This window comes from Arthrobacter sorbitolis (genome assembly GCF_054510995.1).
This window is the reverse complement of the sequence record NZ_JBTNDM010000001.1, coordinates 753,697-778,830: the sequence shown is the minus strand read 5'-3', so window position 1 is coordinate 778,830 and position 25,134 is coordinate 753,697. Positions and strand designations below refer to the sequence as shown.

Genomic DNA, 25,134 nt, shown 5'->3' with positions numbered 1-25,134 from the left:
TCAACGAGCCCACAAACGGGGGAATCCATGGCCAACGTTGTCCATACTTCGCTGATTCACCGGCGCCTTCCACGCCGGAGCGCATCCGCACTGACCTCGCTGGTGGTGGCAGGCGGCATCCTGCTGGCCGGAATCGGCGCTGCGCCCCCTGCGCAGGCGGTTCCCGCGCAGACCGTTGTCCTGCCCATGATCAATGTCGCCGGCTATACCGTCGACGGATTGACCTACACCAAGTGGAACGCCAACCGCGCCAAGCTCGGGAATCCGATCGGCAGCAAGAACTGCGACGCCGTCAGTTGTTCACAGCGCTTCCAGAAGGGCTACATCCTGTGGACGCAAAGGACCGGCGCTCAGATGGTGCTCAATTACGCCATCGGTGCACGGTACGCGGCCTCCGGGTGGACGAGGGGATTCCTCGGCTTCCCCACCGATGACGAATTCGGGCTCACCGTCCGTGGTGGGGCGGTGCAGAACTTCCAGAACGGCTACGTGTACTGGTCGCCGGCGACGGGCGCACGGGTCGTCGCAGGCGCGATCAAGGGCTACTACGCGGCCACCCGGTACGAGCGCGGCTTCCTCGGCTATCCCAGATCCGAAGAAATCGCCGTCAGGAACGGTGTGCGGCAGGACTTCGAGGGTGGGAAGGTCTACTGGTCGGCCGCCAGCGGGACGAACTCCACCACGGGCGGCCACATCCAGACCTCCTACGAGAACAAGGGCGGACCGGAGTCCTACCTGGGCATGCCGACGAGCCCCAAGGTCGCCTGGCAAGGCGGCTTCTACCAGCGCTTCCAGGGAGGCGTGATCACCTGGGCCTGGAACACCGGTCCCAGGAGTATCGACACCGCCCACTTCAACACGCTGGCCCAGGACTTCGGCAGGTACGGCTGGCCGACGACCGACACCTGGAAGGACGCCGCCGGCACCCACACCCAGCTGGAGAGGGGCGTGATCACGACGAACGCGGCTCCCGCGACCGTGCCTCCGGGAGGACCCGTGTACCCGTTCACCGATGTGGTGGCCACCGCGACGTCGGTGGTGCTCTACGGGGATTCGCAGCTCGACGGGAACTCCTGGAGCGAGCAGGGCGCCCGGGCCGTGGGCTACACCGATCAGGCTTCGCACCTGGCATTCGGTGGCCTGGGTTACTCCACCTCCAGCCCCTGGGCCGGTGGAACCGGCTGGACGGCAGTCCAGCAGGGACTCCTACCCTTCCCGGGCGGAACTCCCGGCCTGGTCCTGGTCTCCATGGGCGGCAACGACGCGACCACATGGAAGACCGACGCGCAGGTCATCGCCGACAGCTCGGCCCTCTGGGCGAAGCTGAAGCTGATGTACCCGCAGAGCAGGATCGTGATCAACGGTGTCATGTCCCGCAACGACGCCCAGCACGTCCAGCGCCGTCACATCGACGGTGTCCTGGCCGCCAATGCTGCGAGTCAGGGTGTCACTTTCATCTCCGTCGCGGGCCTCGCCAGCGATGCCAATGCCCAGTACCTGGATGATGTCCACCTGGCGCAGGCCGGGCACGATGCTGTCGCGACGCTGTACACCGGGAGGTTGGCAGCCGCACTGGGCAGGTGACGAAGGACGGCAGGCACACCGCAGCGGGAGACGGCTATCGGTGACCGTTGCTGCTCCGGGGGGACGGGCTTGCCGGCTCTTGGTAGCGTGTGCCGCATGCCAATCGAACTCGAGAACGTCGGTATCGCGGTCCGCGACATCGAAGAAGCGATCGCCTTCTTCACCGACCTCGGGCTCACTGTCCTCGGCCGCGACACCATCAGCGGAGAGTGGGCCGACACCGCGGTCGGCCTCGACGGCAACCACGCCAGGATCGCCATGCTGCAGACTCCGGAGGGGAAGGGGCGCCTCGAACTCTTCGAGTACCTCCACCCGGACGCGATCGAGACGCAACCCACCCGCCCCAACGAGATCGGCATGCACCGCGTCGCGTTCTCGGTCGACGACATCGACAGGGCACTCGAGATCGCCGCCGGGCACGGCTGCTACCCCCTGCGCGGCGTGGCGACCTACGGGGACGCCTACAAACTCACCTATGTTCGCGGCCCCAGCGGCATCATCGTGATGCTCGCCGAGGCTCTGGACAAGAGCTGACGGGAGACCCCGAGTAGGAAGCGCCGTCGACCGCCCGTCCAGCAAGGGGGCGGTCGACGCACGTCTGCAGAACCGTCCGCGGTGCGCCTGCTCAGGCGCTCTCCTCGCCCTTGTCGTCAACCTCCTCGACCCACGACGGTGGCTCGTCGCGGCCCTGCTCCTCGTCCTTCTCGGCGGCCTCGGGGGTCTCCTGCACGATGCCCTGCGCGTGGTGCGTGGGCGCGTAGATCGTGTAGAGACGCAGTGGCTCGTCCCCGGTGTTCTCGACGTCGTGCCAGGTACCGGCGGGCACCTGGATGCTCCAGCCGTCCTCGACGTCCTGCTGGAACGAGAGGTCGTCCTTCGAGGGCCCCATCTTCACGCGGCCCTTCCCGGCATCGATGCGCAGGAACTGGTCGGTACCGTGATGCACCTCGAGGCCGATCGCCCCGCCGGGCTCGATCGACATGAGTGTCACCTGCAGGTGCCTGCCCGTCCAGGCGACGCGGCGGTAGGCGGAGTTCTCGGTCGCAGCACTCTCGATGTCGAAGGCGTTCGGGTTCGGTCCGTTGTCAGTGATGTCCATGACCGCATTCTGTCCCATTTCCCGCTCGGGGTGCGGGAAGACAGGAGGAACGCCGCGCGACGACGCCCCGTCGGGCGATGCACCACGCCGCCGCCCTATAATCCAAGCATGCCGATCAGCCGCCTCACCCGAGGCTCCCACTCCCAGCCGTCCGTCCCCGAGCCGTCCGGGAGTCGACCATGAGCGGGGGTCTCGTCGCCCTGCTGGACGACGTCGCAGCGCTGACGCGCATAGCAGCCGCGTCGATCGACGACGTCGCTGCCGGTGCCGCGAAGGCGGGAGCCAAGGCCGCCGGGGTGGTCATCGACGACGCCGCCGTCACCCCGCAGTACGTGTCCGGGGCCGACCCGTCCCGTGAACTGCCGATGATCAAGCGGATCTTCTGGGGCTCACTCCGGAACAAGCTGTTGATCATCCTGCCGGCGCTGCTGCTCGTGAGCGCCTTCGTCCCCGCGATCATCCCGTTCATCCTCATGCTGGGCGGCACCTACCTCTGCTACGAGGGTGCCGAGAAGGTCTGGCACAAGTTCAGCGGCCATTCCGAGGCCGAGAAGGCGCCGGCGGTCGAGCGGGGCCCGGAAGCGGAAGCCAAGGTCACCAAGGGCGCCATCACCACCGACTTCATCCTCTCCTGCGAGATCATGGTCATCTCGATGAACGAGGTGGCCGACGAGTCCCTGTGGGTCCGGGCGCTCATCCTCGTCGTCGTCGCGCTCGCGATCACGGTGCTCGTCTACGGTGCGGTAGCCCTCATCGTCAAGATGGACGACTTCGGTCTGCACCTGACGACGAAGGACTCCGCGGGCTCCCAGCGCTTCGGCGAACTGCTCGTCCGGGGGATGCCCACCGTGCTGACCGCGATCACCCTCGTCGGCACGATCGCCATGCTGTGGGTCGGCGGCCACATCATGCTGCAGGGGGCCTACGACCTCGGCTGGCATCTTCCGTACGACCTGGTCCACGCCCTCGAGGCCCCCTTCGCCGGCATCCCGGTGGTCGGCGGTTTCCTGGCCTGGCTCGTGAACACCCTGTGCTCGGCCGTCCTCGGCTTCGCCTGGGGCCTCGCCGTCCTGGCGATCGTGCACCCGCTGCTGAAGCTGCTGCCGTTCGGCAAGAAGGGCGGGCACGAGGAGGGCGACGTCCGGGCCGCGGTCGCCGGTTATCGCCCGGCCAAACGCACAGCCGACCCTGCCGACTGACTCCACCTGCGCGCCGGCGACCCGGGCCGCCACGACGTCGACGCGCGAGGGGTGTTGCTTCTCCCGCACCTCTGGCAGGCTGGCGCCATGATGGACCTCGCCCCGCGTGGCCTGCCCGCGGACTCCCCACCCCGCTTCGTCGATCCCAGGCGGTTCGGGACGCTGATCGGACTGGTCGGAGCGTGTGTCTTCGTCTTCGGCTACACGCCCGGCTTCTCCGACCTGTTCGCCGTCGGTGCCCGCGTCCTGGTCCTCGTGACCGTGGCGGCAACGCTCTGGTTCCTGTTCGTCAGTCCGCGTCCGTTGGGGCCGCTCGTCCCTGCGGGCCTCCGGCAGATGGGCGTCTACGTCCTGTGCGTGGTGGCCGAGTTCGCAGCGATCGCGGCGGGCACCCGCCTGCTCGGCGAGGCCGGAGCGGGGCATCTCCAGCCGGCACTGATCACCCTGGTCGTGGGTGTGCACTTCCTGCCGTTCGCCTGGGCATTCACCGAGCGCATGTTCTACACGCTGGGCGGGACGCTCGTCGTCCTCGGCGGCGCCGGCCTCGTGATCGGCACGACGACCGGCGCACTCCTGTCCGCCGTCCTCGCCGGGGCGGCGATGTCGTGCCTCCTGCTCGCGTACAGCCTCGGGCTCTTCGGACGACGATGACGGGCCTACGCTGCACGACCGGCGCACTGCCTGCGGGAAACCTGATGCGTCCGGTCAGGTGCTGGTGACCCGGGGGTACATACTGGGAACACCCTGAAGATGTTCCCCCGACCTCGTTCGCGGGACTCCGCCGGACACACCGACGAGCCTCGTGCACGAACGTGGGATTCCTCCCGGTCTTCAAGCAGCCGGCGGCCGGGGGGAGTTGTCGGCGCTTCTTCGTGCCTCATCGCGTGAGCCGCCAGGGCAGGCGCAGCCGTCACGGCGCTCCGATCAGGCCATCAGGTCGCATCCGCGGTTCGCCGGCTCGACGCCGATCCACGGACCGGAGGTCGGCTCAGGCCGCGTCCTGCAGGGAGGTCCTGAGTCGCCTGATGCCGTCCCGGATGCGGGTCTTGGCGGTGGGTAGGGGGATCCCGAGATACGCGGCGACCTCGGCGTAGGTCATTCCCGCGTAGTACGCGAGATGGATCGCTTCGCGTTGCACACCGGACAGGCTGCTCAGACTCCCCCTGAGAGCTTCCGTCTCGAGTCGGTGCAGGACGGCATCGGCGACCTGGTCGTAGTCGACGTCCTGGTTTTTGATGCCCCACCGGAGGTCCCTGGTGCGGTGGGATTCCTCTGCGCGGACCTTGTCGACCGCGCGCCGGTACGCGAGCGTCATGATCCAGGACATCCCGGTGCCCAGGGCAGGATCGAAGCGCGCTGCTCCGCCCTGCCAGAGGGCGAGGAAGACGTCCTGCGTCGTCTCGGCGCTCATCTCGGTATCGCAGACGATCCTGCGGACGATTCCGTAGACGCGGCGCGAGGTCTGCTTGTAGAGGTCGTCGAACGCCTGCACATCACCCTGCCCGACCCGGACGAGCAGCGCCCCCGGTTCGCCGGCGCGTTGGTCGAGATCGTCGACGGGGAGCGCGACGAACGGAGGCGGTGAGGGGGACACGGCCGGGATCGGGGCAGTGAGCATGTGCGTGAGACCTTCTGGTCACCATCGGCGTCAATGAGCTGGTGAGGGCACGGTGTGCCGCCATCCATCGCATTGCTAAGTAACCTAGGAACAGCCAACCACACGTCGCCGGTGTCCGACAGGAGAAAAGTGAAAGGTGCGGACATCCTGCGGGGCTGTCGGCAGCCGACCTGCGGTGGCACACTGGGTCGCATGATCGATGCGACGAAGGCGTTCAGCGGTTTCTCGGTGCGCGACGTCCCCGAGGCGAAGGCGTTCTACGAGGACGTCCTCGGACTGTCGGTCAGCGAGGATCACGGGATGCTGTCGATCGAGCTGGGGAGCAGCCACCACGTCCTCGCATATCCCAAGGGCCCGGACCACACACCCGCGTCCTTCACCGTCCTCAACTTCCCGGTGGCCGACGTCGACGCCGCGGTCGACGAACTCACGGCCAGGGGTGTCGCCTTCCTCCACTACGACGGCATGACGGACGAGAGGGGCGTGAACCGGCGGGGCGGCCCGCTCATCGCCTGGTTCACGGACCCGTCGGGCAACATCATGAGCGTGATCGCTGCGCAGTGAGCCGCGCCGCCATCAGAGCCGCGCCACACTCAAGCCCGCGATGAACAGCCCGACGATCAGGAGGGTGGCGCCCGTGATCGTCTGGCTGTGGCGCTCCATCCACGCGTCCAGACCGGTCAGCATCGCATCGGCGTGCTCCGGCCGCCGCATCCGGAGGACGATCGGCAGGAGGATCTCCGCGTGGGCGACCAGCACGTAGCCGAGGACGACCAGCGTCCCTGCGAGAAGCCGGAGCTCCTGGAGCCCGATGAGCGCGCCCGCGGTCAGGGAGAGCAGGATCGCTTTCGGCCGCAGGTTCAGGGCCACTCCCAGGATCAGGAACTCCCAGGGACGGGCCGACCCGACCCGGGCCCGCAGCCTGCCCCGCACCGCGCTGTCCGTCCTGCGGGGGCGTACCAGGAGGTGGACGGCGTAGGCGATCGTCGAGGCAGCAATGACGAGGCCGACCAGCGCCAGCTGCAGGTTCTGGTCCGCGCCCTGGCGGACCGGTAGGAACCGCAGACCGATGGTGGCACCACCCACCAGGAGGACGGCCCCGGCGAGGCTGCCGGTGAGGAACGACAGGGCGCCGCGGTGGGCGTTCGGGGACAGCAGGATGATGATGGTCACGCTGGCGGGTATCGTGCTCATCGCCCCTGCCAGGGCGAGGGGCAACAGGCTGACCAGGAGACTCAGCATGGGGGACTCACGCGGCGTCGCCGGCATACGGGGGGAGACGTCATGCCTCCTCCTCGCGTGGAGAGGGGAGCCGCGCTCTCCACCGGGCACGCCGGGTCCGTATCTCGCTGTCCTCGTCCTCGAGGATCTCCTGGAGGTCCGACGTGTCCCCGGTCAGAGCCCTCCGCCATGCCGCCGACGGATCCGCGTCGATGAGGACCGCCCGGACCAGCAGGGTCAGCGGCACGGCGAGGATGGCACCGACCGGCCCCAGGATCAGGGCCCAGAAGAGCACGGAGACGAACGTCAGGGTCTCGCTGAGTGACACTGCATTGCCGATGTACTTCGGCTGGATGACGGACTGGATGGCGCTGTTGATCACGCCGTAGACGATGATCACCCCGATCGCGGTCGGCCACCCTCCGCTGAGGAACCCGAAGAACAGCGGCGGGACGATCGCGACGAAGTAGCCGACATTGGGGATGAAGCTGCAGATGAAGGAGAGCAGGCCCCAGAGGAGCGCGCCCGGAACCTGGAGGAGGACGAGCACCAGCCAGTTGAACGCGCCCTGGGCGACGCCGAGCACCGTCGTGGCGACCATGTAGCGGCGGACGCCGGCCCCGTAACCGACGAACGCGGAGACGAGCGCCGGGCGGTGGGGAGTCAGGAAAGTGAGGAGCGCTGACACGCGGGACCCGTCGACAGCCATGAGGATCAGCATCGTCAGGACGACCACGAGGGCGCTCACCACCGTCGTGACGCTTCCCAGCAGCCCGTTGATGAAACCGATGATCCCACCGGGCGTGAACCCCTCCTGGACCGGGTCTGTCTGTCCCGGGCCGAAGCCCACCGATGCCAGCGCCTCCGACACGGCCGCGCCCACCCGATCCAGCTGCGGCGCGAACTGCGGGAGAAGCGAGGAGAACTGAGCGAGAGCAGAGACCAGGACCATGCCGAACGCGAGAAGGAGGGCGAAGACGGCGGCGATCGACGTCATCGTGGCGAGGCCCCGCTGGATCCCGCGCCGTTGCATCCGGCTCCGGAGAGGGTGCACGCAGAGCGTGAGGACGAACGCCAGGAACACCGGGGTGAAGACATCCCGGATCGCGGCGATCCCGAAGGCTGCCACCGTCGCTCCGCCGAGCGCGAGGAGGAGCGTGGTGCTGCGGGGTAGGGCGGGTCGCTGGTCAGGACCGGGGAGTTCCGGCACCATCGGATTCTCCTTCTACTGCAGGGATGCGGTGAGCCGGGCAAGATTGTCGAGCGCCTTCTGCTTCCTGGGCCGTCGCATCCAGTCATCGAGAAGGAGCTCGGTGCTCTTCGCCCGGTACCCGTCCTCCACCTGCCGCATCGAATCGACCAGCCATGGCCCGTGGATCAGGACGGAGACTTCCATGTTCAGGGCGAAGGAGCGCACGTCCATGTTGCTCGAACCGATCACGGCGACATCCTCGTCGATCGTGAAGTGCTTCGAGTGCAGGACCTTGGGGGAGCGGTAGAGGTGGATGCGGACGCCCGCGCGGAGCAGCGCCTCGTAGTAGGACCGCTGCGCATGGTAGACCAGGGGCTGGTCGCCCACCTCGGAGACGAACAACTCGACGTCGAGGCCCCGCGCTGCGGCCGTCACGATGGCCATCATGATGGATTCGTCGGGTACGAAGTAGGGGCTGGTGATGCTGATGCGGTGTTCGGCCTTGTGGATCAGCGCCGTGTAGAGCTTGAGATTGTTCTCGCTGTCGAAGCTCGGCCCGCTCGGCAGCACCTGGGCGTCGAGCAGTGGCCGTCCGTTACGGGTTGCAACCGACGCCGGGCCGAGCCTCAGTTCGTCGCCCGATTCGCTGTACCAATCCGTGGCGAAGACCGCATCGAGTTCGCGCACGATCGGTCCCTCGACCCGGAGCATCAGTTCCTGCCAGGTGAGCCCGCGCTTCCTGTTGCTCTCCTTGTTGTAACTGGAATCGATGAGGTTCTGCGACCCCATGAAACCCACCTCGCCGTCGATCACCACGATCTTCCGATGATTGCGGAGATCCGGGCGCTGCCATTTCCCCTTCAGCGGCATGAGCGGCAGCATCGGGTGATACTCGGCGCCGGCCCGTCGCAGGAAGTCCAGGGTCTCCTTCCGCCCCGGGTACAGAAGGCCGGCGAGGTGGTCCGACAGGACCCTGACGTGGACTCCCCGTGCCGTCGCGCGTGCAAGCGCATCGAAGAACGGCGCCGTGGTGTGGTCGCGGGCCAGGATGTAGAACTCGACGTGCACGTAGGTGTCAGCGGCGTCGACGGCGTCGATCATGGAGTCGAGGGTGCCGGCGTAGTCGTCGAGGAGTTCGAAGGTATTGCCGCCGACCATGGGGAGCGCACCGAGGTTCCGATTCAGCCTCACGGCGGAGTGCAGCCATTCCGGCCATTCGTCGTCGTGGGTGACCGGGGGCGGCTCCTCGGCCCGTTCGAGGACCCGTGCGTTCACCTCACGCTGCTTCTCGCGGCGTGCGCTGGGCAGTTTCGCATTCCCGACGAGCAGGAAGGCGAGGGCCCCGAGCACGGGTATGAAGACGATGGCCAGCACCCAGGCGATGGCCGACGACGGCCGACGGTTCGTGGACAGGAAGACAGCCGCTACCGCGATCAGGACGAGATGGACCGCCAGCACCAGCAAGGCAGCCCTCTCAGGGTCCTGGAAAGAGGCGACCACCGAGCACCCCCGGATCTTGACGACCGTGTCGCAGCCCATCTGACGGCACGCACATGCTGCATTCATTGTCTACGCGGCGAAACGCCGGGGTCTCACCCCTTAAGGATGAGAGGTTAAGGATGAGAGGGGCTCGGACAGGGAGGCGCCACCTCGGCGGACATCCTCTGCTTCCCCGCGCACTGCGGGTTCGAGGGTTCCCTGGCGGTTCGCCGCGCTGGCTCGAGGGATACCATGGCTCATGATCCGGCGGCGGGACCTGAAGCGCCCGGTGCTGTTCGTCCACCTCGACCGCAGCACCCGGCGTCGGTTGCTCCTGGCCGCGGTTGCCCGCACGGGGTCAGTGGTGGGCCTGACGCTCCTGCTGTATGCAGTGATGCCGGTTGGAGGCTTCAACGAGGACAATCCTGTGGCCGCATGGCTGCGGCTCGTCGTCGTCGCCGTGGTGTTCCTTGTGGCCATGACCCTGCAGGTCCGCCTGGTGGCCGGCGCCCATGCACCCGTGGTCCGTGCGGTGGAAGCCGTGGTGCAGACCGTCGTGTTGTTCCTCTGCCTCTTCTCGGTGCTCTATACGGCTCTGTCGACGGCCGATCCCGCGTCGTTCAGCGAACCGCTCAGCAGGATGGACGGCCTGTATTTCACGAGTACGGTTCTCACGACGGTCGGATTCGGCGATATCACGCCGAAGAGCGACCTGGCCCGTGCCGTCGTGACGGTCCAGATGATCGCGGGCCTCGGGGTCCTGGCGCTGATCGCGAAGGTGTTCCTCTTCGCCGCCCGGCAGCCCCGCGGGGAGGCCTGAGCGTCCGCGCGCCGGGCGAACGCCGCCTGTGGGGCGGTGGGGGAGGCGCCACTGTCGGGGGCTCGCCCGGACACGGTCCAGGGGCCCCCGCGGTGGCGGGAGGCCCCTGGCCGGTCGAGGTCAGACGGATACTTTCGACTTGATCGCGTCGAATTCGCTCGGGGTGATCGTTCCCGAGTCGAGGAGGCCCTTCGCCTTCGTGATCTCGTCGCTGGGGCTCGGGGAGACGATGCTCCGGATGTAGGCCTCGTTCGCTTCCTGCCGCTGGCGGGCGCTGTCCAGGGACCGCTCCGTCATGCCGTTGCCCCGGACGACCAGGTAGATGAGTACCGTCAGGAACGGTACGAAAACGAGGGCGACGAGCCAGATCGCTTTCAGCCACCCGCTGAGCTCCCGGTCACGGAAGACGTCGCCCATTACGGCGAAGAGGGCGTAGAGATAGCCCACGAACGCGTACAAGCAGAAGAGCCACCAGACGACGTCCCAGAAGTTTTCGAAGAAGTTCATGTTATTTCCCATGCTCGCAGTGGTGCGGCGGTGTTCTGCGTGAACGCGGTCGCAAGTGGGGGAGGCCGGCTCTCGGTCGAGTAGTCGTGTCCCGGATCATCTGGGTCTCAGCACTCGACCTCCTTCGCGAGGTCGGTGACCGCGGTCTGGAGGTCCGACGCTTCGGTCCGCAGGGATTCGACTGCTTCGGGTACCGTGGCCTGGTCTCGGACGTCGTCGACGGCCTTCTCGAGCTTGCGTTCAGCCGCGGCGACGGCGGTCATCCGGTCCTCGGCGACCTCCACCGCAGCCCTGTCCATGTCGTTGTAGGTCTTGACGACCTCGTCGCGTGCCGAGCGGAGTTGCTCGATAGTGACCTCCGGCGTGAGCGTGGCCTTGAAATCGGTGACTGCACCGTCGAACGCCGTCGCGGCGTCGCAGAGACGCGCGGCGCCCGCTTCTCCCGGTGCACTGCTCGAACTGCTGGTCGAGCTGCTGGTGCTGGACGGCGTCTCGGTCGCCGCACCGGAACCGCAGCCCGTCAGCACCAGGATCATCACCCCCGTCGCGAAGGGTCCGGCCAGAAGGTTGTGGAATGTTGACACGGGAGGCTCCCTCGTAGGTTGACGACCGTTCCGCTGCCCGTCCCACGGCTGCTGCAGCCATTGTTGCTCCGGGGTGGCACGGCGGCCTCACCCCTTCCGGATGAGAACGAGGTCCGACGCAGGGGAAGTCGACAGATCATCCTGAGCGGGTGAGGCCGGACAGCCACCGTGCGGGGAGTATTCGAGGAGTATTCGAGGGCTGCAGTTCCGTGACCGGAGGGAGCATTCCATGGAGATCGGAGCGGGGCGATCGGACGTTCCCCCCGTCCAGCGCGGGCGTACCGGGTCGGGCGGTCAGGTGGACGGAGACGTCTTGACTGCCGAGAGCGAGGAACTGACCCGCCTCAGGGATCAGGTCGCCGAGCTCGAGAGGGAACGGGACGCGGCCCGGCAGACCGCGACCGTGCACCCGGAGGGATCTGCCACACGGGCCTGGCGATGGGCCGCCGCCGTCGTCCTCGTCGTCCTCACCGCGGTGTCGGCACTCGTCGCCGTACCCGCGATGTATCTCCGCGCTGAGCTGCTGGACACCGACCGGTACGTGGCGACCGTCGCCCCTCTGGCGGTGGAACCCGCAGTCCAACGCGAGATCGCCGCCCAGGTCACCGAACAGATCACCCGGGCTGCGGACATCGAGGGAACCACCCGGGACGCCCTGACCGAGCTCACCCGGGACACGCCCCGGGTGGCTCCCGTCATCACGGGGCTCGCACCGGCGATCGCCGAACAGTTCGAGTCCCTCGTCGACACGGCGGTGACGCGGTTCGTCGAGAGTCCCCGGTTCGAGGACCTGTGGATCCGGGCGAACCGGACGGCCCACCAGGCCCTGGTGAATCTGGCCGAGGGTGGAACCGATGGACGCGTCGCGATCGACGGGAGCGGTGCCGTCACCATCTCCTCGCGGGAGATCGTCAGCGAGGTCAAGGACAGGCTCCTCCAGCAGGGAGTCGGCATCGCGGCGAGGATCCCCGACACGGACGCCCGCATCACGCTCTTCCGATCGCCTGAACTGGCCAGGGCCGCTCAGGCCCTCGACACGCTGGACCGTGCCGCGCCCTTCCTCGTCGGGCTGACGGTCCTGAGCGCCGTCGGAGCCATCGCGGTCGCACCCCGTGGACGACGACGGCGCCTCGCCGGTGCGATCGGCCTTGCATCCGTCGCGGCGATGGCCTTGCTCGCCCTCGCGCTGGGCGTCGGTCGGGGCGTCTACCTCTCCGTCGTCCCGCCCGACGTGCTCTCACCGGCGGCGGCCGAAAGTCTTCTCGACACGCTGATCTCACCGCTGAGGACCAGCCTGCGACTCGTCCTCGTCGTCGGGCTCCTGATAGCCCTCGTCGCCTTCCTTCTCGGCCCATCACGAACAGCCCGGCAGCTCCGCCGCGGTCTGGCACGCGCCGGGGATGCCGTGGCCGGCCGAGGCGCCACAGGGAGCCACCGACCGTGGCAGCGCTCGCTGGCGGGGTATCGGCGCGTGATCGAAGGCACGGTCGTCGCCCTTGCACTGCTCCTCCTCATTTTCTGGCCGGACCCGACAGCGGCCGTGGCCGCCTGGACGCTTGTCGTCGTCGTGCTGCTGATACTCCTCGTCGAGCTCGCGTGCCGACCGGCAGTCACCCGACCTCCCTCGGAGCCCGTCCTCGCCGCAGCCCCCCGGGTACGGGGACAGGAGTTCTCCTGAGATGAACCGGAGCGAATCGGGAGCGGATCGAGCAGAGCCCCCGGTCCCCGGCGGCGGACATCGGCCTTCTCCGCCGTCGGCTGAGCATGGGCTCGGCCGGATCACCGTGCGTCGGGAGGTCGGACGCCGTGGCCACTGACACCGCTCATGAGGCACCTCCTCTCCGGACCCACCTCACCCTGTGCATCCCCGCGATGATCGTCGGGGCCGTCTCCGCCGTAGGGTTGTTCGCCGTCGAGGAGCTCGCGCACGCCATCGAGCACCTGCTGTGGGGAACCCTGCCGGACGCCTGGAACGTGGATCCTGCATCCGGGTGGTGGATCTTCGGCATCCTCACGCTGACGGGCGTCGTGATCGGCCTGATCGTGCAGTTCGCGCCGGGCCACGGCGGGTCCGACTCGGCGACGACCGAACTCATAGCACCGCCGCTTCGGCTGTTCGCCGTGCCGAGTCTGCTGTTGGTCACGGTGATCGGTCTGGCAGGCGGCGTCAGCCTCGGCCCCGAGATCCCCATCATCGCGTTCAATACGGCCGTCCTCGTGGCTCTTCTCGGTCGGCTGTGGCCGGACATCCCTACGGAGCTCGTCGTCATGGTCACGGCAGCGGGAACGATCGGTGCGCTCTTCGGGACGCCCGTGGCAGCCGCTCTCGTCTTCACCGGTGTCGTCGCCGGATTCAAGGGTGGAGGGGCTCTCTGGGACCGGCTCTTCCTCCCCCTGGTGGCGGCGGGCGCGGGGACGATCACGATGCGATGGCTCGATGGCCCCCAGCTGCCGGAGACGGGGTTGCCGCAACTCGGCACCCCGGGTGCGGGTGACCTGCTGGCGGGCATCCTCGTCACCGTCGTCGCCACGTTCATCGGTCTCGGCGCCGTGTACGCGTTCCCGCACGCGCACCGGTTCTTCCACGGCCTGAAGAACCCTGCGATCTACATCGCGCTGGGCGGTGCCGTCCTCGGTGTCCTCGGTGTCCTCGGTGGGCCTGTGACCCTCTTCAAGGGCGCGAGCCAGATGGGCGAGTTGATCCGCAATCAAGGCGACTACTCCGCCGTGGAGCTGATGCTCATCATCGCGGTCAAGCTCGCGGCCCTCGTCGTGGCTGCGGCCGCCGGTTTCCGGGGTGGCCGCATCTTCCCGGCGGTCTTCATCGGTACGGCTGCGGGACTGGCGGCCTGTGCCGTCTTTCCGGCGATCCCGCTCGGTCTGGCGCTGGCCTGCGGGATCCTCGGCGTCGTGCTGCCCGTCGCACGCGACGGCTGGATCGCGCTGTTCATCGCCGTCGTCGTCGTCGGTGACGCCGGGGTGCTGCCCGTTCTCTGCGTGGCCATCCTGCCGGCCTGGCTTCTGGTGTCCCGGGCGCCCGAGATGCTGATCCATCGGGAAGCGGTTGCGGGGGTCAAGGACTCACCGGCCGGGCCGGCGTAGAGACATCCCACGGTGGTGGCCCAGCCGGCGCAGGCCGTCAGGGCCGAGGGGTGCAGCCCGGCGGCTCCGAGTTGCCGCTGATGGTGAAGTCCTCACAGGTGAGGAAGGCGGCGTGGTTCCGGCCGAGCACGAAGCAGGTGGCGGCGATGGCCATCACCGCGGCGACGACGATGATGCGCCACTTCAGGGGTAGATCCCCCCCGAATTCGGGCCAGACGATGCGGGCCAGGACCCAGATCGTGGCGGGTAGCCCGAGAATCGCGACGGTCCCGCCGAGGGTGTCGACCAGCGGCCCCAGGAACTCCCTGTCGCCCCTGAAGAAGATCGCGAGCACGAGCCACAGCGACGGGACGGACAGGGCAGCGGCCTTACCGAGCCGGTGCGGGTCGTCCTGGCGGCGGATCAGGACGACGAGGAGGGCAGCCGTCGCGGCAGCCCATACGCTCAGGATCTGTTCGAAGAACAGGACCCCCCACGCGCCCAGGGTGAAGGACGGCCACCAGACCGCGATGCTCATGCCCACGGCCACGACGGCAGTCGGCCGGGAGGGCTTCCTCGCGGTCGCCTCCGGTTCGTCTGACGGCACTGCCACGGCGGGCCCCTTGGGGAAGGTCTTGCGGATGTCCCGGACGGGGTTCATCCTCGCCGACCACCGGAATGCTGTCCTCATCCCCGAAGGATGAGTTGACGTCGCAGGGGCGGGGTGTGGATCGACCCGGCGGCAGCGAGCCCTGCCCGTCGCTCGGTGTCGACCACACGGTGCACGCCGAGTGCAGTGGCACGGTCCATTCCCGAGCTCGAAGGACTGTGGGATCATTCGGGGATGCATGTCGACAGTCCGGCGGGGCCGCAGGGCGATCAGAGGCCGGCAGAGCCGTCGAAGCGGGTCGGGTCACGGCACAGCGACTCCGTGGTCCGCGCCCGCGCAGCGGGACGGGACGCCCGACGGGCGATGCCACGACGCGAGCAGGCCGACTACACGCCCTCCCGGCGGGACGTCGTCGACCTCCTCGAGCACCAGCAGCGGACCCGCCTGCCCGAGCTGGCGCCCGTGCGCATAGGACGGATGCTGGAGTCCCCGTTCGCCTTCTACCGCGGGGCCGCGGCCGTCATGGCGCAGGACCTGGGCCGGGCGAAGGTCACCGGACAGATCGTGATGGCCTGTGGCGACGCGCACCTGGCGAACTTCGGTCTCTTCGCCAGCCCGGAGCGACGGCTGGTCTTCGATCTCAACGACTTCGACGAAGCGTATCCGGCGCCCTGGGAATGGGACATCAAGCGTCTGGCCGCGAGCGTCTGGTTGAACGGGCGCAACGGTTCGCACACCGAGGACGAGTGCCGGAGAGCGACGCAGGCCTGCCTGCGCGGCTACCGCACAGCCCTCCGGAAGCTGTATCGGGGCACTGCGGCCGATCGCTACTACTTCCACGTGGACGCGGAGCTGCTCCGCACGACCAAGGCGATGGCCGGCCGGCACATCAGGGAGGAGAGCACCAAGGCTCGACGGCGGACGTCCGAGCAGGCGCTGACCAGGCTGTCCTCCCGGACGACCGACGGTGAACCGCGGATCATCGATCAGCCACCCATCATGCGGCATCCCGATGACATGGACCTCCCCCTGATCGAACACCTGGCAGCACGGTATCGCAGCACGCTGCGTGCCGATACGGCGCTCCTACTCAGCCAGTACAGGCTGGTGGACTACGCCCTCCGGATCGTCGGGGTCGGCAGTGTGGGGACGCGCTGCTGGATCCTCATGTTCGAAGGGCCCGCGGGGGAGCCGCTCTTCATGCAGGCCAAGGAGGCGGAGAAGTCGGTGCTGGAAACGCACGGAGGGCTGGCGCAGCCGGCCGGGCCGATCACCGATCTGCTGGTGACGCACGGGGAAGGCAGTCGGGTCGTGGGTGCGCACCGGATCCTGCAGGCCCATTCCGATCCCTTCCTGGGCTGGATCAGTGGCGTCGAAGGACCCGACGGACGATCGCGGGACTTCTACATCCGCCAGTTCCGGGACATGAAGGGGTCCTTCCGCCTCGCCGAACTCGACGTCGGCGAATCGGTGGACTACGGGGCCCTGTGCGGCTCGATGCTCGCCCGGGCGCATTCCCAGAGCCCGGGAAGTGCCTTCATCGCGGGCTATCTGGGCAGGAGCGACAGGTTCGACGAGGCGGTCACGGCCTGGGCCAGGGCTTACGCGGATCAGACGGAGCAGGACTACGAGCACCTCCGCCAGGCGGTCCTGGCCGGCCGCATCCCGGCCGAGTTCGGCGTCTGACCTGCCTGAACCATGTCAGCCCGCATCTGCCGGACCCTCGGACAGGTCACGGACCGGTGCGGCCATGCATCCCCCCAGTGGGCCTCGGGTCAGAACTCCCGGATGTAGCAGAGCATCCGGTAGTCGGCGCCCGGCTCGATGTTGAGGAACCCGTGACGCTCGTAGAACCGTCGGGTGTCGACGTCGACCTCGTCCACATCGATGTGCATCTCCCCGGCGCCGCGGGAACGCACGCGCTCGATCGACCCGGCGAGCAGCGCCGTGCCGATCCCCTGGTCGCGCCGACCCGGTCGCACGTACAGCTCCTCCAGCTGCGCAAGGGGTCCTTCGTAGTAGGGCGTGGGACGCAGCGTGAGGAAGGCGAACCCGGTCGGCCCGCCGTCGTCCTCGGCGAGGACCACGAGCACGTCGTCCAGGGCGAGGAGCCGGCGAAAGCGCTCGCCGAGCAGCTGCGCGGTCGGCGTCGGGGCGTCGAACTCCGTGTTGAAGGCGTACAGGAGTCCGCCGACCGTGCCGGCGTCGTCCTGCGCCGCCGTCCTCACCCGCGGGGCTCCCCCTCCCGGCGGTGGGGGAGCGCTCATCCCTCCTGCTCCGAGCCCTCCGAGCCCGCGGCCGCACGGGCGTACGACGCTGACACCTGGCGGTAGACGGGCGTGAAGAACGCCGCGACGGCGGCCAGGATCATGATGATCCCGGCGACCAGGAACACCAGGGCGATCCCGCGCGACGTGCCCTCGCCCAGCAGCGGGGCCAGCCGGGCCGCGCCCTCGGCCGAGCGTGCGTACGGGATGATCCAGAACTGGGCGATCGGCGCGATCATGAACGCGGTGACCGGGGCTGCCGCGGACTCGAAGGCCATGGCGAACCCGAACACGCGGCCCTGCCGCTCGAGCGGCACCGTCTGCTGGATGACCGTCTGCTCGGCTGCCTCGATGAAGGGGATCAGCACCAGGTACGCCCAGATCCCCGCGATGTACAGCCATCCCCATTCCCGAAGGGTGAACACGGCGCCGAGCACGCCCATCGCGATGACGGCGAGGAGCATGGTGCGCAGCGGATTGGACCCGAGCCCGAACTTGCCGATCAGCGCCCCGCCCACGATGAACCCCGTGGCACCGACGGCGAACAGCGTGCCCCACATCTCCACGGAGAACAGCTCCAGGCCGTAGGGGTCCATGAGCGCCATGTAGACGCCTCCCACGAAGTTGTTGAACGTCGAGAACAGGATCAGCGCGAAGAGGCCGGGGATGGCCATCACGGCGGCGAAGGACCCGCGCAGGTCGAAGCCGCCGTGGGCGTCGCTCGTGGCGACACGGACCTCCTCGGGCATGCGCAGCGTCAGCAGGTGGAGAGCGGTCAGGGCGGTCAGGACGATGGCGACGGCGATGGTCCAGCCCATGCCCAGCAGGCCGATCGAGAGCCCGGAGAGCACCGAGGTGACGATGAACATAAGGCCCTGCACCATGCCCACGAGTCCGTTCGCGTTGGCCCGCCGGTCCGGCTCGATCAGGATGGTGACCGTGGTGGACAGCGCGATGTTGCGCATGTTCTCCACGACCGCGCCGATCAGGATGACCAGCGTGAACACCCAGAACCACGGCTGCGTCAGGTCCAGGAGCCATGCGGTGGGCGTCACCAGGAACATCGCGCCGGACAGCAGGAACATCACCAGCGTGAAGCCGGCGGCGAAGCGCATCACGGCCAGCTTGCGGAAGCGGTCCACGAAGGTGCCGAAGCTGATGCTGGAGAGGGCGATCAGGAGCATGTACGCACCGCCCACCACACCCGTGGCGATGACGTTGCGCGTCTCGAGGTACACCCAGAACGTCAGGGCGAACCAGAGGTAGCTGGTGGTGATGTTCGCGAGGGCGGTGTTGACGAGGATCCCGGCGAAGGTCCGCGACCGCTCCTTCGGACCGCGGGCCGACCTGTCGATCCCCGTCTCACGGTCGTCATCGACCCCGACGGCGGCGCCGGGGGAAGTGTCGGGGAGACCAGCGCCGCCGTGGCGGGCCGCAGCGGTCGGAGGCGGGGGCGGTTCCTGCCCGGTCATGCGGATCAGTGTAGTGAGAACCCCGATCCGCCGGAAGGACTCCCGGCGCGTCGGCGGGCTAGTCGAAGTGCGTGACCGGCACTTCGTCCGTGACCGTCGACACCAGTTCCGCCGCGAGGTCGCGGAGCTTGACCTGGCGGCGGCTCGCCGCCGACTTCAGGATGGTGACCGCCACCGACTGGCTGCACTTGTTCTGCCCCATGACGATGCCCGCGGCGAGGTCGATGGTGGTCCTCGACTCCAGCGCCGACGTGAGGTGTTCCGCCTTGTCCGAGAGGTGGGCGATCCGCACCGCCAGGCGCAGCGACCTCGATGCTTCACGCGCGAAGACCTCCGCGGCCCGGACGGCTTCGGGCCCGAAGCCGTCGACGGTGCCGGAGTACAGGTTCAACCCGCAGTCGGCTTCTCCCTCGAGGGGGATGGGTACGCCCAGGATCGACATCATCCCGTGGTCCGCCACGGCGGCGAAGTACTCCGGCCAGCGCCCGTCCGCGCGTGTGTCGCGGACCTGGACGAGCCGGCGGGTGCGGGCGGCCGTCAGGCAGGGCCCGTCGCCGAACGCGTACTGGACCTGGTCGAGTTCCAGGGCGGTGGGACTGCTGCTCGCGAGGGTCTCGGCATGCCGGGGGCGCAGGAGGGTGACGCCGCAGAAGACCTCGTGCTCCGGTGTGGACAGGTGCCGGGCGGCCACATGGGCCAGATCGACCAGGAACTGGTTGACGTCCTTGCTGTCCAGCACCAGGTTCTGGAGGAAGATCGCGGTGTGTGCAGGCGAACCGGGCACCGGGTCCTCGAGCCCGGCGACGGAGGAGGCGTGGAGGGAGTTCTCGGGTGCGACAGAGGGGGAACGGTCGTTCATCGTGCTCCTAGAGAGGAGATCGTGCTTCACCGGGCGACACTGCACCGGAACGCGGCGGTCTGGAAGAATGCACCGCTCACTACTAAACGACGGTCCCCATCGTACGCGGTCACCGGATCACGTGCGCGGTGCCGCGAGGAGGAGCGATCAGTGCACCCCGCGCCGCGGGAACGGGATGCGGTCCAGGTCGTACGCGGCGACGACGTCCGCAGGACCGGCTGTGCGCCGCGCCTGCGAGGCGAGCACCTCCACGTCGTCGTACCGGGACGAGAAGTGCGTCAGCACGAGTGTCCCCACTCCGCCGGCTCCGGCGATCGCGCCGGCCTGCCCCGCCGTGAGGTGCAGGTACTGCCTGGCGAGGGCTTCGTCGCCGTCGCTGAAGGTGGATTCCGCGACCAGGAGGTCGGCGCCGTCCGCGAGCGCGGAGGCGCCGTCGCAGACGGCGGTGTCCATGACGAACGCGAAGCGGCGGCCTGGCCGGTGCGCGCTGACGTCCTCGAGGCGGACGCCTCCGAGGGAACCCTCGCGCTGCAGCCGGCCGACGTCGGGTCCGGAGATGCCCGCGGCAGCGAGCCGCTCGGACAGGAAGGCCCGCCCGTCCGGTTCGGTGACGCGGTAGCCGTACGCCTCGATGCGGTGGCGGAGCGGCTCCACCTCGATCCCGGGCGCGATCGCACCGGCTTCGCCCTGGGGGTGCAGGCGCAGGTCCAGTCCGGGCGTGGCGAGGCCGACCAGGGCGCGCACCACGTCGGCGCCCGACGCCGGGAAGTGGAGGTGCACCGGGTGCGCGGCGCCGTCGAGCACCATGCGGGACAACACGCCGGGAAGGCCGAAGCAGTGGTCCCCGTGGACGTGCGTCAGGCAGATGCGCGTGATCCTCGACGCCGGGACGCCCGCCAGGAGCATCTGCCGCTGCGTGCCCTCGCCGGGGTCGAACAGGATGCCCTCGCGTTCCCAGCGGAGGAAATAGCCGTTGTGGTTGCGGGTACGGGTGGGTACCTGCGATGCCGTACCGAGGATGACGAGCTCACGCATGGCCCCAGTCTTGCACCGTGCATCCCGGAGGTCGGCGGCAGTGGACCGGCCGCACGCCAGGCGAAAGAATGGGGAGCGCCCGCACCGGCGGGGCAGGGGCAGTGGGGTCACCCCGGGATCAGGAGCGTGATCGGTTGGCACAGCGAGGACGGCCCCCGGCCCCCGGGCGGACGGAGGCGACGCGGCAGGCGGCCTGGAAGCAGGGCGCCTGGAGCCTGCCGTCACCGGCACTGGTCCCGGCTGGCCTGGTGTCCCTCGCGGGCCCCGTCCTGTTCGTGCTGCACCAGCCGCTCGTCGGCTATGCGCTCCTCGTGGTGGCGCTCGGAGCGGCGGCGGTGATGAACAGGGCCCTCTTCCGCGACCTGCTGCTCGTCGCCTTCGGTCTCTCGGTGATGAGCGTCGTCCCCATCACCACCGACATCAGTCCGGAGCACATGGCGGTCATGGGCACCGCGATGATCCTCGCCGTGGGCGTGCCCTACGCCGTCTCCCGCTTCGCCTACCGCGATCACGCCATCACGTTCCCCGTGCGCACGGGCATGCCGTGGACGCGTGCCGAGAAGTGGTACCTGCCCGTCGTCGTCGTGATCGGGTACGCCCTGCTCCCGGTGTACATGCTCGGCACGGGTGTCTACACGAACTGGCCGGCGGCGTCGGAACCGGCCACGATCACCCGCCTGTTCATCGGTACCAACGGGCTCGGCATCTGGGACGAGCTCTTCTTCATCTGCACCGTCTTCGCCCTGCTGCGCCGGCACCTGCCCATGGCACAGGCCAACGTCCTGCAGGCCGTGCTCTTCACGTCCTTCCTGTGGGAGCTGGGGTTCCACGCCTGGGCGCCGCTGTTCATCTTCCCGTTCGCGCTCCTGCAGGCGTTCATCTTCACCCGGACCCGATCGCTCTCCTACATCATCTGCGTGCATCTCCTGTTCGACTTCGTGCTGTTCCTCGTCCTGGTCCATGCGCACAACCGGGAGTGGCTCGACATCTTCCTCTACTGACGCTTGACGCAGCCCTACCAAGGGGGTTCACTACTTAAGTAACTAACCAGCAGGGGCGGAGGTCACGGTGATCGAGGAAGGGAAACCCCTGTTCGTGCAGATCGCCGAGCAGGTCGAGGACTCCATCGTGGACGGCTCCCTCGCCGAGGAGGCGCAGGCACCGTCCACCAACGAGCTCGCCGCCTTCCACCGCATCAACCCGGCCACCGCGGCGAAGGGGGTGAACATGCTCGTCGAAAAGGGCGTGCTCTACAAGCGCCGGGGGATCGGCATGTTCGTCGCGGCCGGCGCCCGGGATCTGCTCCTGGCGGAGCGGCGCCGCGAGTTCGCGCTCCGCTACGTGCAGCCGCTCCTCATCGAGGCACGCAGGCTCGGGCTCGGGCCCGACGACGTCGCGAACCTCATCCGTGCCGGTGCCGAACCGGCGACTCCGTAACGTCAGTCGAATCGAAGGACACCATGGACTCTGTCATCGAGGTCCGTCACCTCACGAAACGCTACAAGGACGTCCTCGCTCTCGACGACGTCGGCTTCGACATCCAGCGGGACGCCATCTACGGCTTCCTGGGCCGCAACGGTGCCGGGAAGACCACCGCCATGTCCATCCTCACCGCGCAGAACCTGCCCACGAGCGGGCAGGTCCGCGTCTTCGGCGAGGACCCCTACGAGAACGCCGGCGTGCTCAGCCGCCTGTGCTTCGTGCGCGAGAGCCAGAAGTACCCCGACGACGCGACACCGCGCCATGCCCTCGCGTCCGCTCGGCTGTTCTTCCCGCGGTGGGACCAGGATCTCGCCGACGACCTCGTCGAGGAGTTCCAGCTGCCGCTGAAGCGCACCATCAAGAAGCTCTCCCGCGGACAGCTCTCGGCCGTCGGCGTCATCATCGGCCTCGCCTCCCGCGCGGAGATCACCTTCTTCGACGAGCCGTATCTCGGTCTCGACGCCGTCGCACGCCAGACCTTCTACGACCGGCTGCTGACCGACTACGCGGAGCATCCGCGGACGGTGCTCCTGTCCAGCCATCTCATCGAAGAGGTATCCAACCTCATCGAGCGCGTGCTCGTCATCGACGGCGGGCGCATCATCATGGACGAGTCCACGGAGGACGCCCGCGCCCAGGCCACGAACGTGGTCGGCGACGCCGCCATTGTCGAGAGGGCTCTCCGCGGCCGCGAGGTCATCCACCGGGACAGCCTCGGCCGCGTGAGCTCAGTGACCTTCCTGGGTCGGCTCGACGACGGTGAGCGCGCCGCGTTCGCCGCGGACGGACTGGACCTGGCGCCCGTCTCCCTGCAGCAGCTCATCGTCCGCCTCACCCAGCAGAGAACCCCCGGCCGTGACGCGTTCGCCCCGGCATCACAGGAAGGAACCCTCCGATGACCACCCTCGAGTCCGGCGGTGTCACGCGTCCTGCCGCAGTGCGCGACCGCACGCGCAACGTGGTGCGCCTGCAGTTCGTCAACACACAGACGTTCCTCTGGGTGCCTGCCCTCGTCCTGGCCGGAGCCTGGGTCCTCACGATGCTCATCTACTGGATGCTCCAGAGCGCAGGGGTCAGCGGGGTGAAGACCGGAGGAGGATCGCAGGCGCCGCTGTGGTACTTCCTCGTGGTCGGGATCCAGGCCATGACTCTCACCTTCCCCTTCTCCCAGGCGCTGAGCCTGACACGCAGGGAGTTCTACCTCGGCTCCCTCGCAGCCGCCGCGGTCAGCGGGCTCGGCATGTCCCTGCTGTTCACGTTCCTCGGGCTGATCGAGCAGTCCACAGGGGGCTACGGGATGAACGGCTACTTCGCCTACCTGGCATGGGTGTGGGAGGGGGGACCGCTCGCCGCCGGCCTCACGTACTTCGTCCTCACCATGCTGTTCTTCATCCTCGGCTTCTGGTCGGCCACGATCTACAAGCGGTACGGCACGGCGGTGCTCACCATCGTCCTGATCGGCATCGGTCTCGTGATCGTGGGCCTCACCGCGTTCGTGACGTGGCAGCAGGCCTGGCCGGAGGTGCGGCAGTGGATCCTCGACACCGGCTCGCTGGGACTGACCCTCTGGGCCATCCTCGTGTCCGCACTGCTCGCCGTCGGCTCCTACCTCACGCTGCGCAGGATGCCCGCCTGATGCTCGAGGATGCAGGCGGCCCTGCCGGCTTCATCGACGAGGCGCTCCAGTACGAGAGCTCGTGGGAGCGGGCCGAGGAGTTCGAGCAGCGGTACGGTGCGCACCTCGAGTACTACGGCGCGTCCGTCGGCGCGGTGCGCGGCACCATCCGCAATGCCGGGCGCCGCTACCCGGGCCTCGGGCACGACGGCGTCACCGCCCTCGCCTCCGACCTGTGGTCCCGCCCCGTGTTCGAGCGCCGGCTCGCCGCCGTCGTGCTCCTGCAGTCCTCCGTCCGCCTCCTGCGGTCCTCCGACCTCACCCGGATCGAGGGCTTCCTCCGATCGGCGCACATGCCCGAACTCGTCGACCCGCTCGCGGTGGACGTCGTCGGGCCCCTCATCCTCAGCCTGCCGGGATCGGACGCCGTCCGCGCGCAGGCGGTCCTGGACCGGTGGGCGGCGGCGGACGACGCATGGCTGCGCCGCGCCGCGGTCCTCGCACACCTGCCGGCGTTCAGATCGGGAGAGGGCGACGACGCCGCGTTCCGCAGGACCGTCCGCCTCGTCTCGGGCGCCCGGCAGGGGCGCGTGGCCGAGGTCGAGGAGGCCGTCATCCTGGTCCGGTCGAGCGGCGCGGGCTAACGGACGTCGATGGTGCGGACGAGCCGTCCACGCAGTGCCGGCACGAGGTGGTGCAGGCCCATCAGGCTGAGCCCGTAGCGCCGCACGCGTCGCATGGAGGTGGCCACGCGGAGCCGGGGGTCGATGAGCACCGCCGTGAGGCCGAGCCGGTGGGCCACCCGGGCGGAGAAATCGATGTCCTCGTCGCGCTCGTCGATCGAGGTGCGCTCGAACCCGCCGGTCTCGAGGTACGCGGACGCCCGCACGGCCATGTTGTGACCCGCGACGAAGCGGAGGTACGCGGCATCGAGGTGCTTCGCCGCGATGAGGACGCGCAGGAGCCGGAGGGCGCCCGGCATGAGCAGGCCGTCGCCCGGGCGGTAGTACCTGTCCCTCAGCGGGACGCTCGTCCCGCCGATCAGGGCCACGTCGGGCCGGGAGGCGAACAGTCCGGAGATGCGGCGGCTCCAGTCCTCCTCGGGTTCGCTGTCGCCGTCGGTCCGCGCGATCAGCGTGAAGCCGTCCGCGATCGCCCGGCGGAAGCCGGTGTCGCACGCGGCGCCGGTGCCTTTCTGCAGCTCGGTGACGACCGTGATCCCGAGGGACGGGTGCGCGACGGCGAAGCGCCGGACCCGCTGCACGGTGTCGTCGGTGGACGCGTTGTCCACCACGTACACGTGCAGGTCCGCCCTGTCCAGCTGACGGTGGAGCGCCCCGAGCGTGAGGGCGATGTCCTGTTCGTTGAAGACGGGTACGACGACGGCGAGCCGATCGGTCACGGGAAGGT

General features: G+C 68.7%; 27 protein-coding genes. 14 read left to right on the top strand and 13 right to left on the bottom strand.

What is annotated here, in order from left to right:
* Positions 1 to 27 precede the first annotated feature (27 nt).
* A complete protein-coding gene (locus ACX80K_RS03735) occupies positions 28 to 1,584 on the top strand; it encodes a GDSL-type esterase/lipase family protein (protein WP_459270507.1) in 1,557 nt (518 codons plus the stop codon).
* Positions 1,585 to 1,680: 96 nt separating this feature from the next.
* On the top strand, positions 1,681 to 2,118 hold the full coding sequence (locus ACX80K_RS03730; protein WP_459270506.1) for a VOC family protein: 438 nt from the start codon (positions 1,681 to 1,683) through the stop codon (positions 2,116 to 2,118).
* Between the two features lie 91 nt (positions 2,119 to 2,209).
* On the opposite strand, the gene ACX80K_RS03725 is transcribed toward ACX80K_RS03730, so the two are convergent.
* Positions 2,210 to 2,683 (bottom strand): cupin domain-containing protein, encoded by a 474-nt coding sequence (locus ACX80K_RS03725; RefSeq protein WP_459270505.1) that lies wholly within the window; start codon positions 2,681 to 2,683, stop codon positions 2,210 to 2,212.
* A 179-nt stretch (positions 2,684 to 2,862) separates the two neighbouring features.
* On the opposite strand from ACX80K_RS03725, the gene ACX80K_RS03720 reads away from it, so the two are divergent.
* A complete protein-coding gene (locus ACX80K_RS03720) occupies positions 2,863 to 3,882 on the top strand; it encodes a DUF808 domain-containing protein (protein WP_459270504.1) in 1,020 nt (339 codons plus the stop codon).
* Between the two features lie 87 nt (positions 3,883 to 3,969).
* Positions 3,970 to 4,533 carry a hypothetical protein gene (locus ACX80K_RS03715; RefSeq protein WP_459270503.1) on the top strand — a complete coding sequence of 188 codons (564 nt, stop codon included), beginning with the start codon at positions 3,970 to 3,972 and terminating at the stop codon, positions 4,531 to 4,533.
* Between the two features lie 337 nt (positions 4,534 to 4,870).
* Here the strand turns inward: ACX80K_RS03715 and sigK are convergent, their stop codons facing one another.
* Positions 4,871 to 5,500 carry an ECF RNA polymerase sigma factor SigK gene (sigK, locus tag ACX80K_RS03710; protein WP_459270502.1) on the bottom strand — a complete coding sequence of 210 codons (630 nt, stop codon included), beginning with the start codon at positions 5,498 to 5,500 and terminating at the stop codon, positions 4,871 to 4,873.
* Positions 5,501 to 5,692: 192 nt separating this feature from the next.
* Here sigK and ACX80K_RS03705 point away from each other — a divergent pair, with 192 nt between their 5' ends.
* Positions 5,693 to 6,064: a VOC family protein gene (locus ACX80K_RS03705; protein WP_459270501.1), complete on the top strand. Its 372-nt coding sequence runs from the start codon at positions 5,693 to 5,695 to the stop codon at positions 6,062 to 6,064.
* Between the two features lie 12 nt (positions 6,065 to 6,076).
* Here the strand turns inward: ACX80K_RS03705 and ACX80K_RS03700 are convergent, their stop codons facing one another.
* Genes ACX80K_RS03700 through cls form a run of 3 tightly spaced genes read right to left on the bottom strand, consistent with a single transcriptional unit; the run spans position 6,077 to position 9,413 of the window.
* The gene (locus tag ACX80K_RS03700; protein WP_459270500.1) at positions 6,077 to 6,742 is read right to left on the bottom strand and encodes a GAP family protein; all 666 of its coding nucleotides are present in this window, start codon (positions 6,740 to 6,742) and stop codon (positions 6,077 to 6,079) included.
* 40 nt (positions 6,743 to 6,782) lie between these two features.
* Positions 6,783 to 7,934: an AI-2E family transporter gene (locus ACX80K_RS03695; protein WP_459270499.1), complete on the bottom strand. Its 1,152-nt coding sequence runs from the start codon at positions 7,932 to 7,934 to the stop codon at positions 6,783 to 6,785.
* 12 nt (positions 7,935 to 7,946) lie between these two features.
* Complete coding sequence (gene cls, locus ACX80K_RS03690) at positions 7,947 to 9,413, bottom strand: cardiolipin synthase (RefSeq protein ID WP_459270498.1); 1,467 nt, start codon at positions 9,411 to 9,413, stop codon at positions 7,947 to 7,949.
* A gap of 238 nt (positions 9,414 to 9,651) precedes the next feature.
* Here cls and ACX80K_RS03685 point away from each other — a divergent pair, with 238 nt between their 5' ends.
* Positions 9,652 to 10,212, top strand: coding sequence for a potassium channel family protein (locus ACX80K_RS03685; RefSeq protein ID WP_459270497.1), 561 nt, complete (start codon positions 9,652 to 9,654; stop codon positions 10,210 to 10,212).
* A 120-nt stretch (positions 10,213 to 10,332) separates the two neighbouring features.
* Here the strand turns inward: ACX80K_RS03685 and ACX80K_RS03680 are convergent, their stop codons facing one another.
* Positions 10,333 to 10,719, bottom strand: coding sequence for an SHOCT domain-containing protein (locus ACX80K_RS03680; RefSeq protein WP_459270496.1), 387 nt, complete (start codon positions 10,717 to 10,719; stop codon positions 10,333 to 10,335).
* Between the two features lie 107 nt (positions 10,720 to 10,826).
* A complete protein-coding gene (locus ACX80K_RS03675) occupies positions 10,827 to 11,303 on the bottom strand; it encodes a hypothetical protein (RefSeq protein ID WP_459270495.1) in 477 nt (158 codons plus the stop codon).
* Between the two features lie 313 nt (positions 11,304 to 11,616).
* Between ACX80K_RS03675 and ACX80K_RS03670 the strand changes: the two genes are divergently transcribed.
* Positions 11,617 to 12,981, top strand: coding sequence for a hypothetical protein (locus ACX80K_RS03670; protein WP_459270494.1), 1,365 nt, complete (start codon positions 11,617 to 11,619; stop codon positions 12,979 to 12,981).
* 128 nt (positions 12,982 to 13,109) lie between these two features.
* The gene (locus tag ACX80K_RS03665; protein WP_459270493.1) at positions 13,110 to 14,405 is read left to right on the top strand and encodes an ion channel protein; all 1,296 of its coding nucleotides are present in this window, start codon (positions 13,110 to 13,112) and stop codon (positions 14,403 to 14,405) included.
* A 37-nt stretch (positions 14,406 to 14,442) separates the two neighbouring features.
* On the opposite strand, the gene ACX80K_RS03660 is transcribed toward ACX80K_RS03665, so the two are convergent.
* On the bottom strand, positions 14,443 to 15,075 hold the full coding sequence (locus ACX80K_RS03660; RefSeq protein WP_459270492.1) for a hypothetical protein: 633 nt from the start codon (positions 15,073 to 15,075) through the stop codon (positions 14,443 to 14,445).
* A gap of 153 nt (positions 15,076 to 15,228) precedes the next feature.
* Here ACX80K_RS03660 and ACX80K_RS03655 point away from each other — a divergent pair, with 153 nt between their 5' ends.
* A complete protein-coding gene (locus tag ACX80K_RS03655) occupies positions 15,229 to 16,680 on the top strand; it encodes a DUF2252 domain-containing protein (protein ID WP_459270491.1) in 1,452 nt (483 codons plus the stop codon).
* Positions 16,681 to 16,769: 89 nt separating this feature from the next.
* Here ACX80K_RS03655 and ACX80K_RS03650 read toward each other — a convergent pair whose 3' ends face one another.
* The 4 genes from ACX80K_RS03650 to ACX80K_RS03635 form a co-directional block, all read right to left on the bottom strand.
* Positions 16,770 to 17,261, bottom strand: a complete 492-nt coding sequence (locus ACX80K_RS03650; protein WP_459270490.1) for a GNAT family N-acetyltransferase — start codon at positions 17,259 to 17,261, stop codon at positions 16,770 to 16,772.
* The gene (locus ACX80K_RS03645) at positions 17,258 to 18,733 is read right to left on the bottom strand and encodes an MFS transporter (protein ID WP_459270489.1); all 1,476 of its coding nucleotides are present in this window, start codon (positions 18,731 to 18,733) and stop codon (positions 17,258 to 17,260) included. The genes ACX80K_RS03650 and ACX80K_RS03645 overlap by 4 nt, the downstream gene beginning before the upstream one ends.
* 58 nt (positions 18,734 to 18,791) lie before the next feature.
* Positions 18,792 to 19,592, bottom strand: a complete 801-nt coding sequence (locus ACX80K_RS03640) for an ANTAR domain-containing protein (RefSeq protein ID WP_459270488.1) — start codon at positions 19,590 to 19,592, stop codon at positions 18,792 to 18,794.
* Positions 19,593 to 19,739: 147 nt separating this feature from the next.
* Positions 19,740 to 20,627: a ribonuclease Z gene (locus ACX80K_RS03635; protein WP_459270487.1), complete on the bottom strand. Its 888-nt coding sequence runs from the start codon at positions 20,625 to 20,627 to the stop codon at positions 19,740 to 19,742.
* A gap of 134 nt (positions 20,628 to 20,761) precedes the next feature.
* Between ACX80K_RS03635 and ACX80K_RS03630 the strand changes: the two genes are divergently transcribed.
* The 5 genes from ACX80K_RS03630 to ACX80K_RS03610 all read left to right on the top strand — a co-directional run bounded on the left by ACX80K_RS03630 (position 20,762) and on the right by ACX80K_RS03610 (position 24,368).
* Positions 20,762 to 21,628, top strand: a complete 867-nt coding sequence (locus ACX80K_RS03630; protein ID WP_459270486.1) for a CPBP family intramembrane glutamic endopeptidase — start codon at positions 20,762 to 20,764, stop codon at positions 21,626 to 21,628.
* Positions 21,629 to 21,695: 67 nt separating this feature from the next.
* Entirely contained in the window at positions 21,696 to 22,064 is a 369-nt protein-coding gene (locus ACX80K_RS03625; RefSeq protein ID WP_459270485.1) for a GntR family transcriptional regulator, read from the top strand.
* Between the two features lie 23 nt (positions 22,065 to 22,087).
* On the top strand, positions 22,088 to 23,008 hold the full coding sequence (locus ACX80K_RS03620; protein WP_459270484.1) for an ABC transporter ATP-binding protein: 921 nt from the start codon (positions 22,088 to 22,090) through the stop codon (positions 23,006 to 23,008).
* Complete coding sequence (locus ACX80K_RS03615) at positions 23,005 to 23,745, top strand: hypothetical protein (RefSeq protein ID WP_459270483.1); 741 nt, start codon at positions 23,005 to 23,007, stop codon at positions 23,743 to 23,745. The genes ACX80K_RS03620 and ACX80K_RS03615 overlap by 4 nt, the downstream gene beginning before the upstream one ends.
* Positions 23,745 to 24,368 carry a DNA alkylation repair protein gene (locus ACX80K_RS03610; protein ID WP_459270482.1) on the top strand — a complete coding sequence of 208 codons (624 nt, stop codon included), beginning with the start codon at positions 23,745 to 23,747 and terminating at the stop codon, positions 24,366 to 24,368. The genes ACX80K_RS03615 and ACX80K_RS03610 overlap by 1 nt, the downstream gene beginning before the upstream one ends.
* On the opposite strand, the gene ACX80K_RS03605 is transcribed toward ACX80K_RS03610, so the two are convergent.
* Positions 24,365 to 25,126 carry a glycosyltransferase family 2 protein gene (locus tag ACX80K_RS03605; protein ID WP_459270481.1) on the bottom strand — a complete coding sequence of 254 codons (762 nt, stop codon included), beginning with the start codon at positions 25,124 to 25,126 and terminating at the stop codon, positions 24,365 to 24,367. The two genes, ACX80K_RS03610 and ACX80K_RS03605, sit on opposite strands and share 4 nt — an antisense overlap.
* Between the last annotated feature and the right edge of the window lie 8 nt (positions 25,127 to 25,134).

Coding starts and splice junctions, on each gene's coding strand:
- ACX80K_RS03730 (WP_459270506.1), top strand. CDS start 1,681: ATGCCAATCGAACTCGAGAACGTCGGTATCGCGGTCCGCGACATCGAA.
- ACX80K_RS03705 (WP_459270501.1), top strand. CDS start 5,693: ATGATCGATGCGACGAAGGCGTTCAGCGGTTTCTCGGTGCGCGACGTC.
- ACX80K_RS03725 (WP_459270505.1), bottom strand. CDS start 2,683: ATGGACATCACTGACAACGGACCGAACCCGAACGCCTTCGACATCGAG.
- ACX80K_RS03620 (WP_459270484.1), top strand. CDS start 22,088: ATGGACTCTGTCATCGAGGTCCGTCACCTCACGAAACGCTACAAGGAC.
- ACX80K_RS03700 (WP_459270500.1), bottom strand. CDS start 6,742: ATGCTGAGTCTCCTGGTCAGCCTGTTGCCCCTCGCCCTGGCAGGGGCG.
- ACX80K_RS03650 (WP_459270490.1), bottom strand. CDS start 17,261: ATGAGCGCTCCCCCACCGCCGGGAGGGGGAGCCCCGCGGGTGAGGACG.
- ACX80K_RS03680 (WP_459270496.1), bottom strand. CDS start 10,719: ATGAACTTCTTCGAAAACTTCTGGGACGTCGTCTGGTGGCTCTTCTGC.
- ACX80K_RS03685 (WP_459270497.1), top strand. CDS start 9,652: ATGATCCGGCGGCGGGACCTGAAGCGCCCGGTGCTGTTCGTCCACCTC.
- ACX80K_RS03720 (WP_459270504.1), top strand. CDS start 2,863: ATGAGCGGGGGTCTCGTCGCCCTGCTGGACGACGTCGCAGCGCTGACG.
- ACX80K_RS03735 (WP_459270507.1), top strand. CDS start 28: ATGGCCAACGTTGTCCATACTTCGCTGATTCACCGGCGCCTTCCACGC.
- sigK (WP_459270502.1), bottom strand. CDS start 5,500: ATGCTCACTGCCCCGATCCCGGCCGTGTCCCCCTCACCGCCTCCGTTC.
- ACX80K_RS03695 (WP_459270499.1), bottom strand. CDS start 7,934: ATGGTGCCGGAACTCCCCGGTCCTGACCAGCGACCCGCCCTACCCCGC.
- ACX80K_RS03635 (WP_459270487.1), bottom strand. CDS start 20,627: ATGCGTGAGCTCGTCATCCTCGGTACGGCATCGCAGGTACCCACCCGT.
- ACX80K_RS03715 (WP_459270503.1), top strand. CDS start 3,970: ATGATGGACCTCGCCCCGCGTGGCCTGCCCGCGGACTCCCCACCCCGC.
- ACX80K_RS03640 (WP_459270488.1), bottom strand. CDS start 19,592: ATGAACGACCGTTCCCCCTCTGTCGCACCCGAGAACTCCCTCCACGCC.
- ACX80K_RS03610 (WP_459270482.1), top strand. CDS start 23,745: ATGCTCGAGGATGCAGGCGGCCCTGCCGGCTTCATCGACGAGGCGCTC.
- ACX80K_RS03645 (WP_459270489.1), bottom strand. CDS start 18,733: ATGACCGGGCAGGAACCGCCCCCGCCTCCGACCGCTGCGGCCCGCCAC.
- ACX80K_RS03660 (WP_459270492.1), bottom strand. CDS start 15,075: ATGAGGACAGCATTCCGGTGGTCGGCGAGGATGAACCCCGTCCGGGAC.
- ACX80K_RS03655 (WP_459270491.1), top strand. CDS start 15,229: ATGCATGTCGACAGTCCGGCGGGGCCGCAGGGCGATCAGAGGCCGGCA.
- ACX80K_RS03615 (WP_459270483.1), top strand. CDS start 23,005: ATGACCACCCTCGAGTCCGGCGGTGTCACGCGTCCTGCCGCAGTGCGC.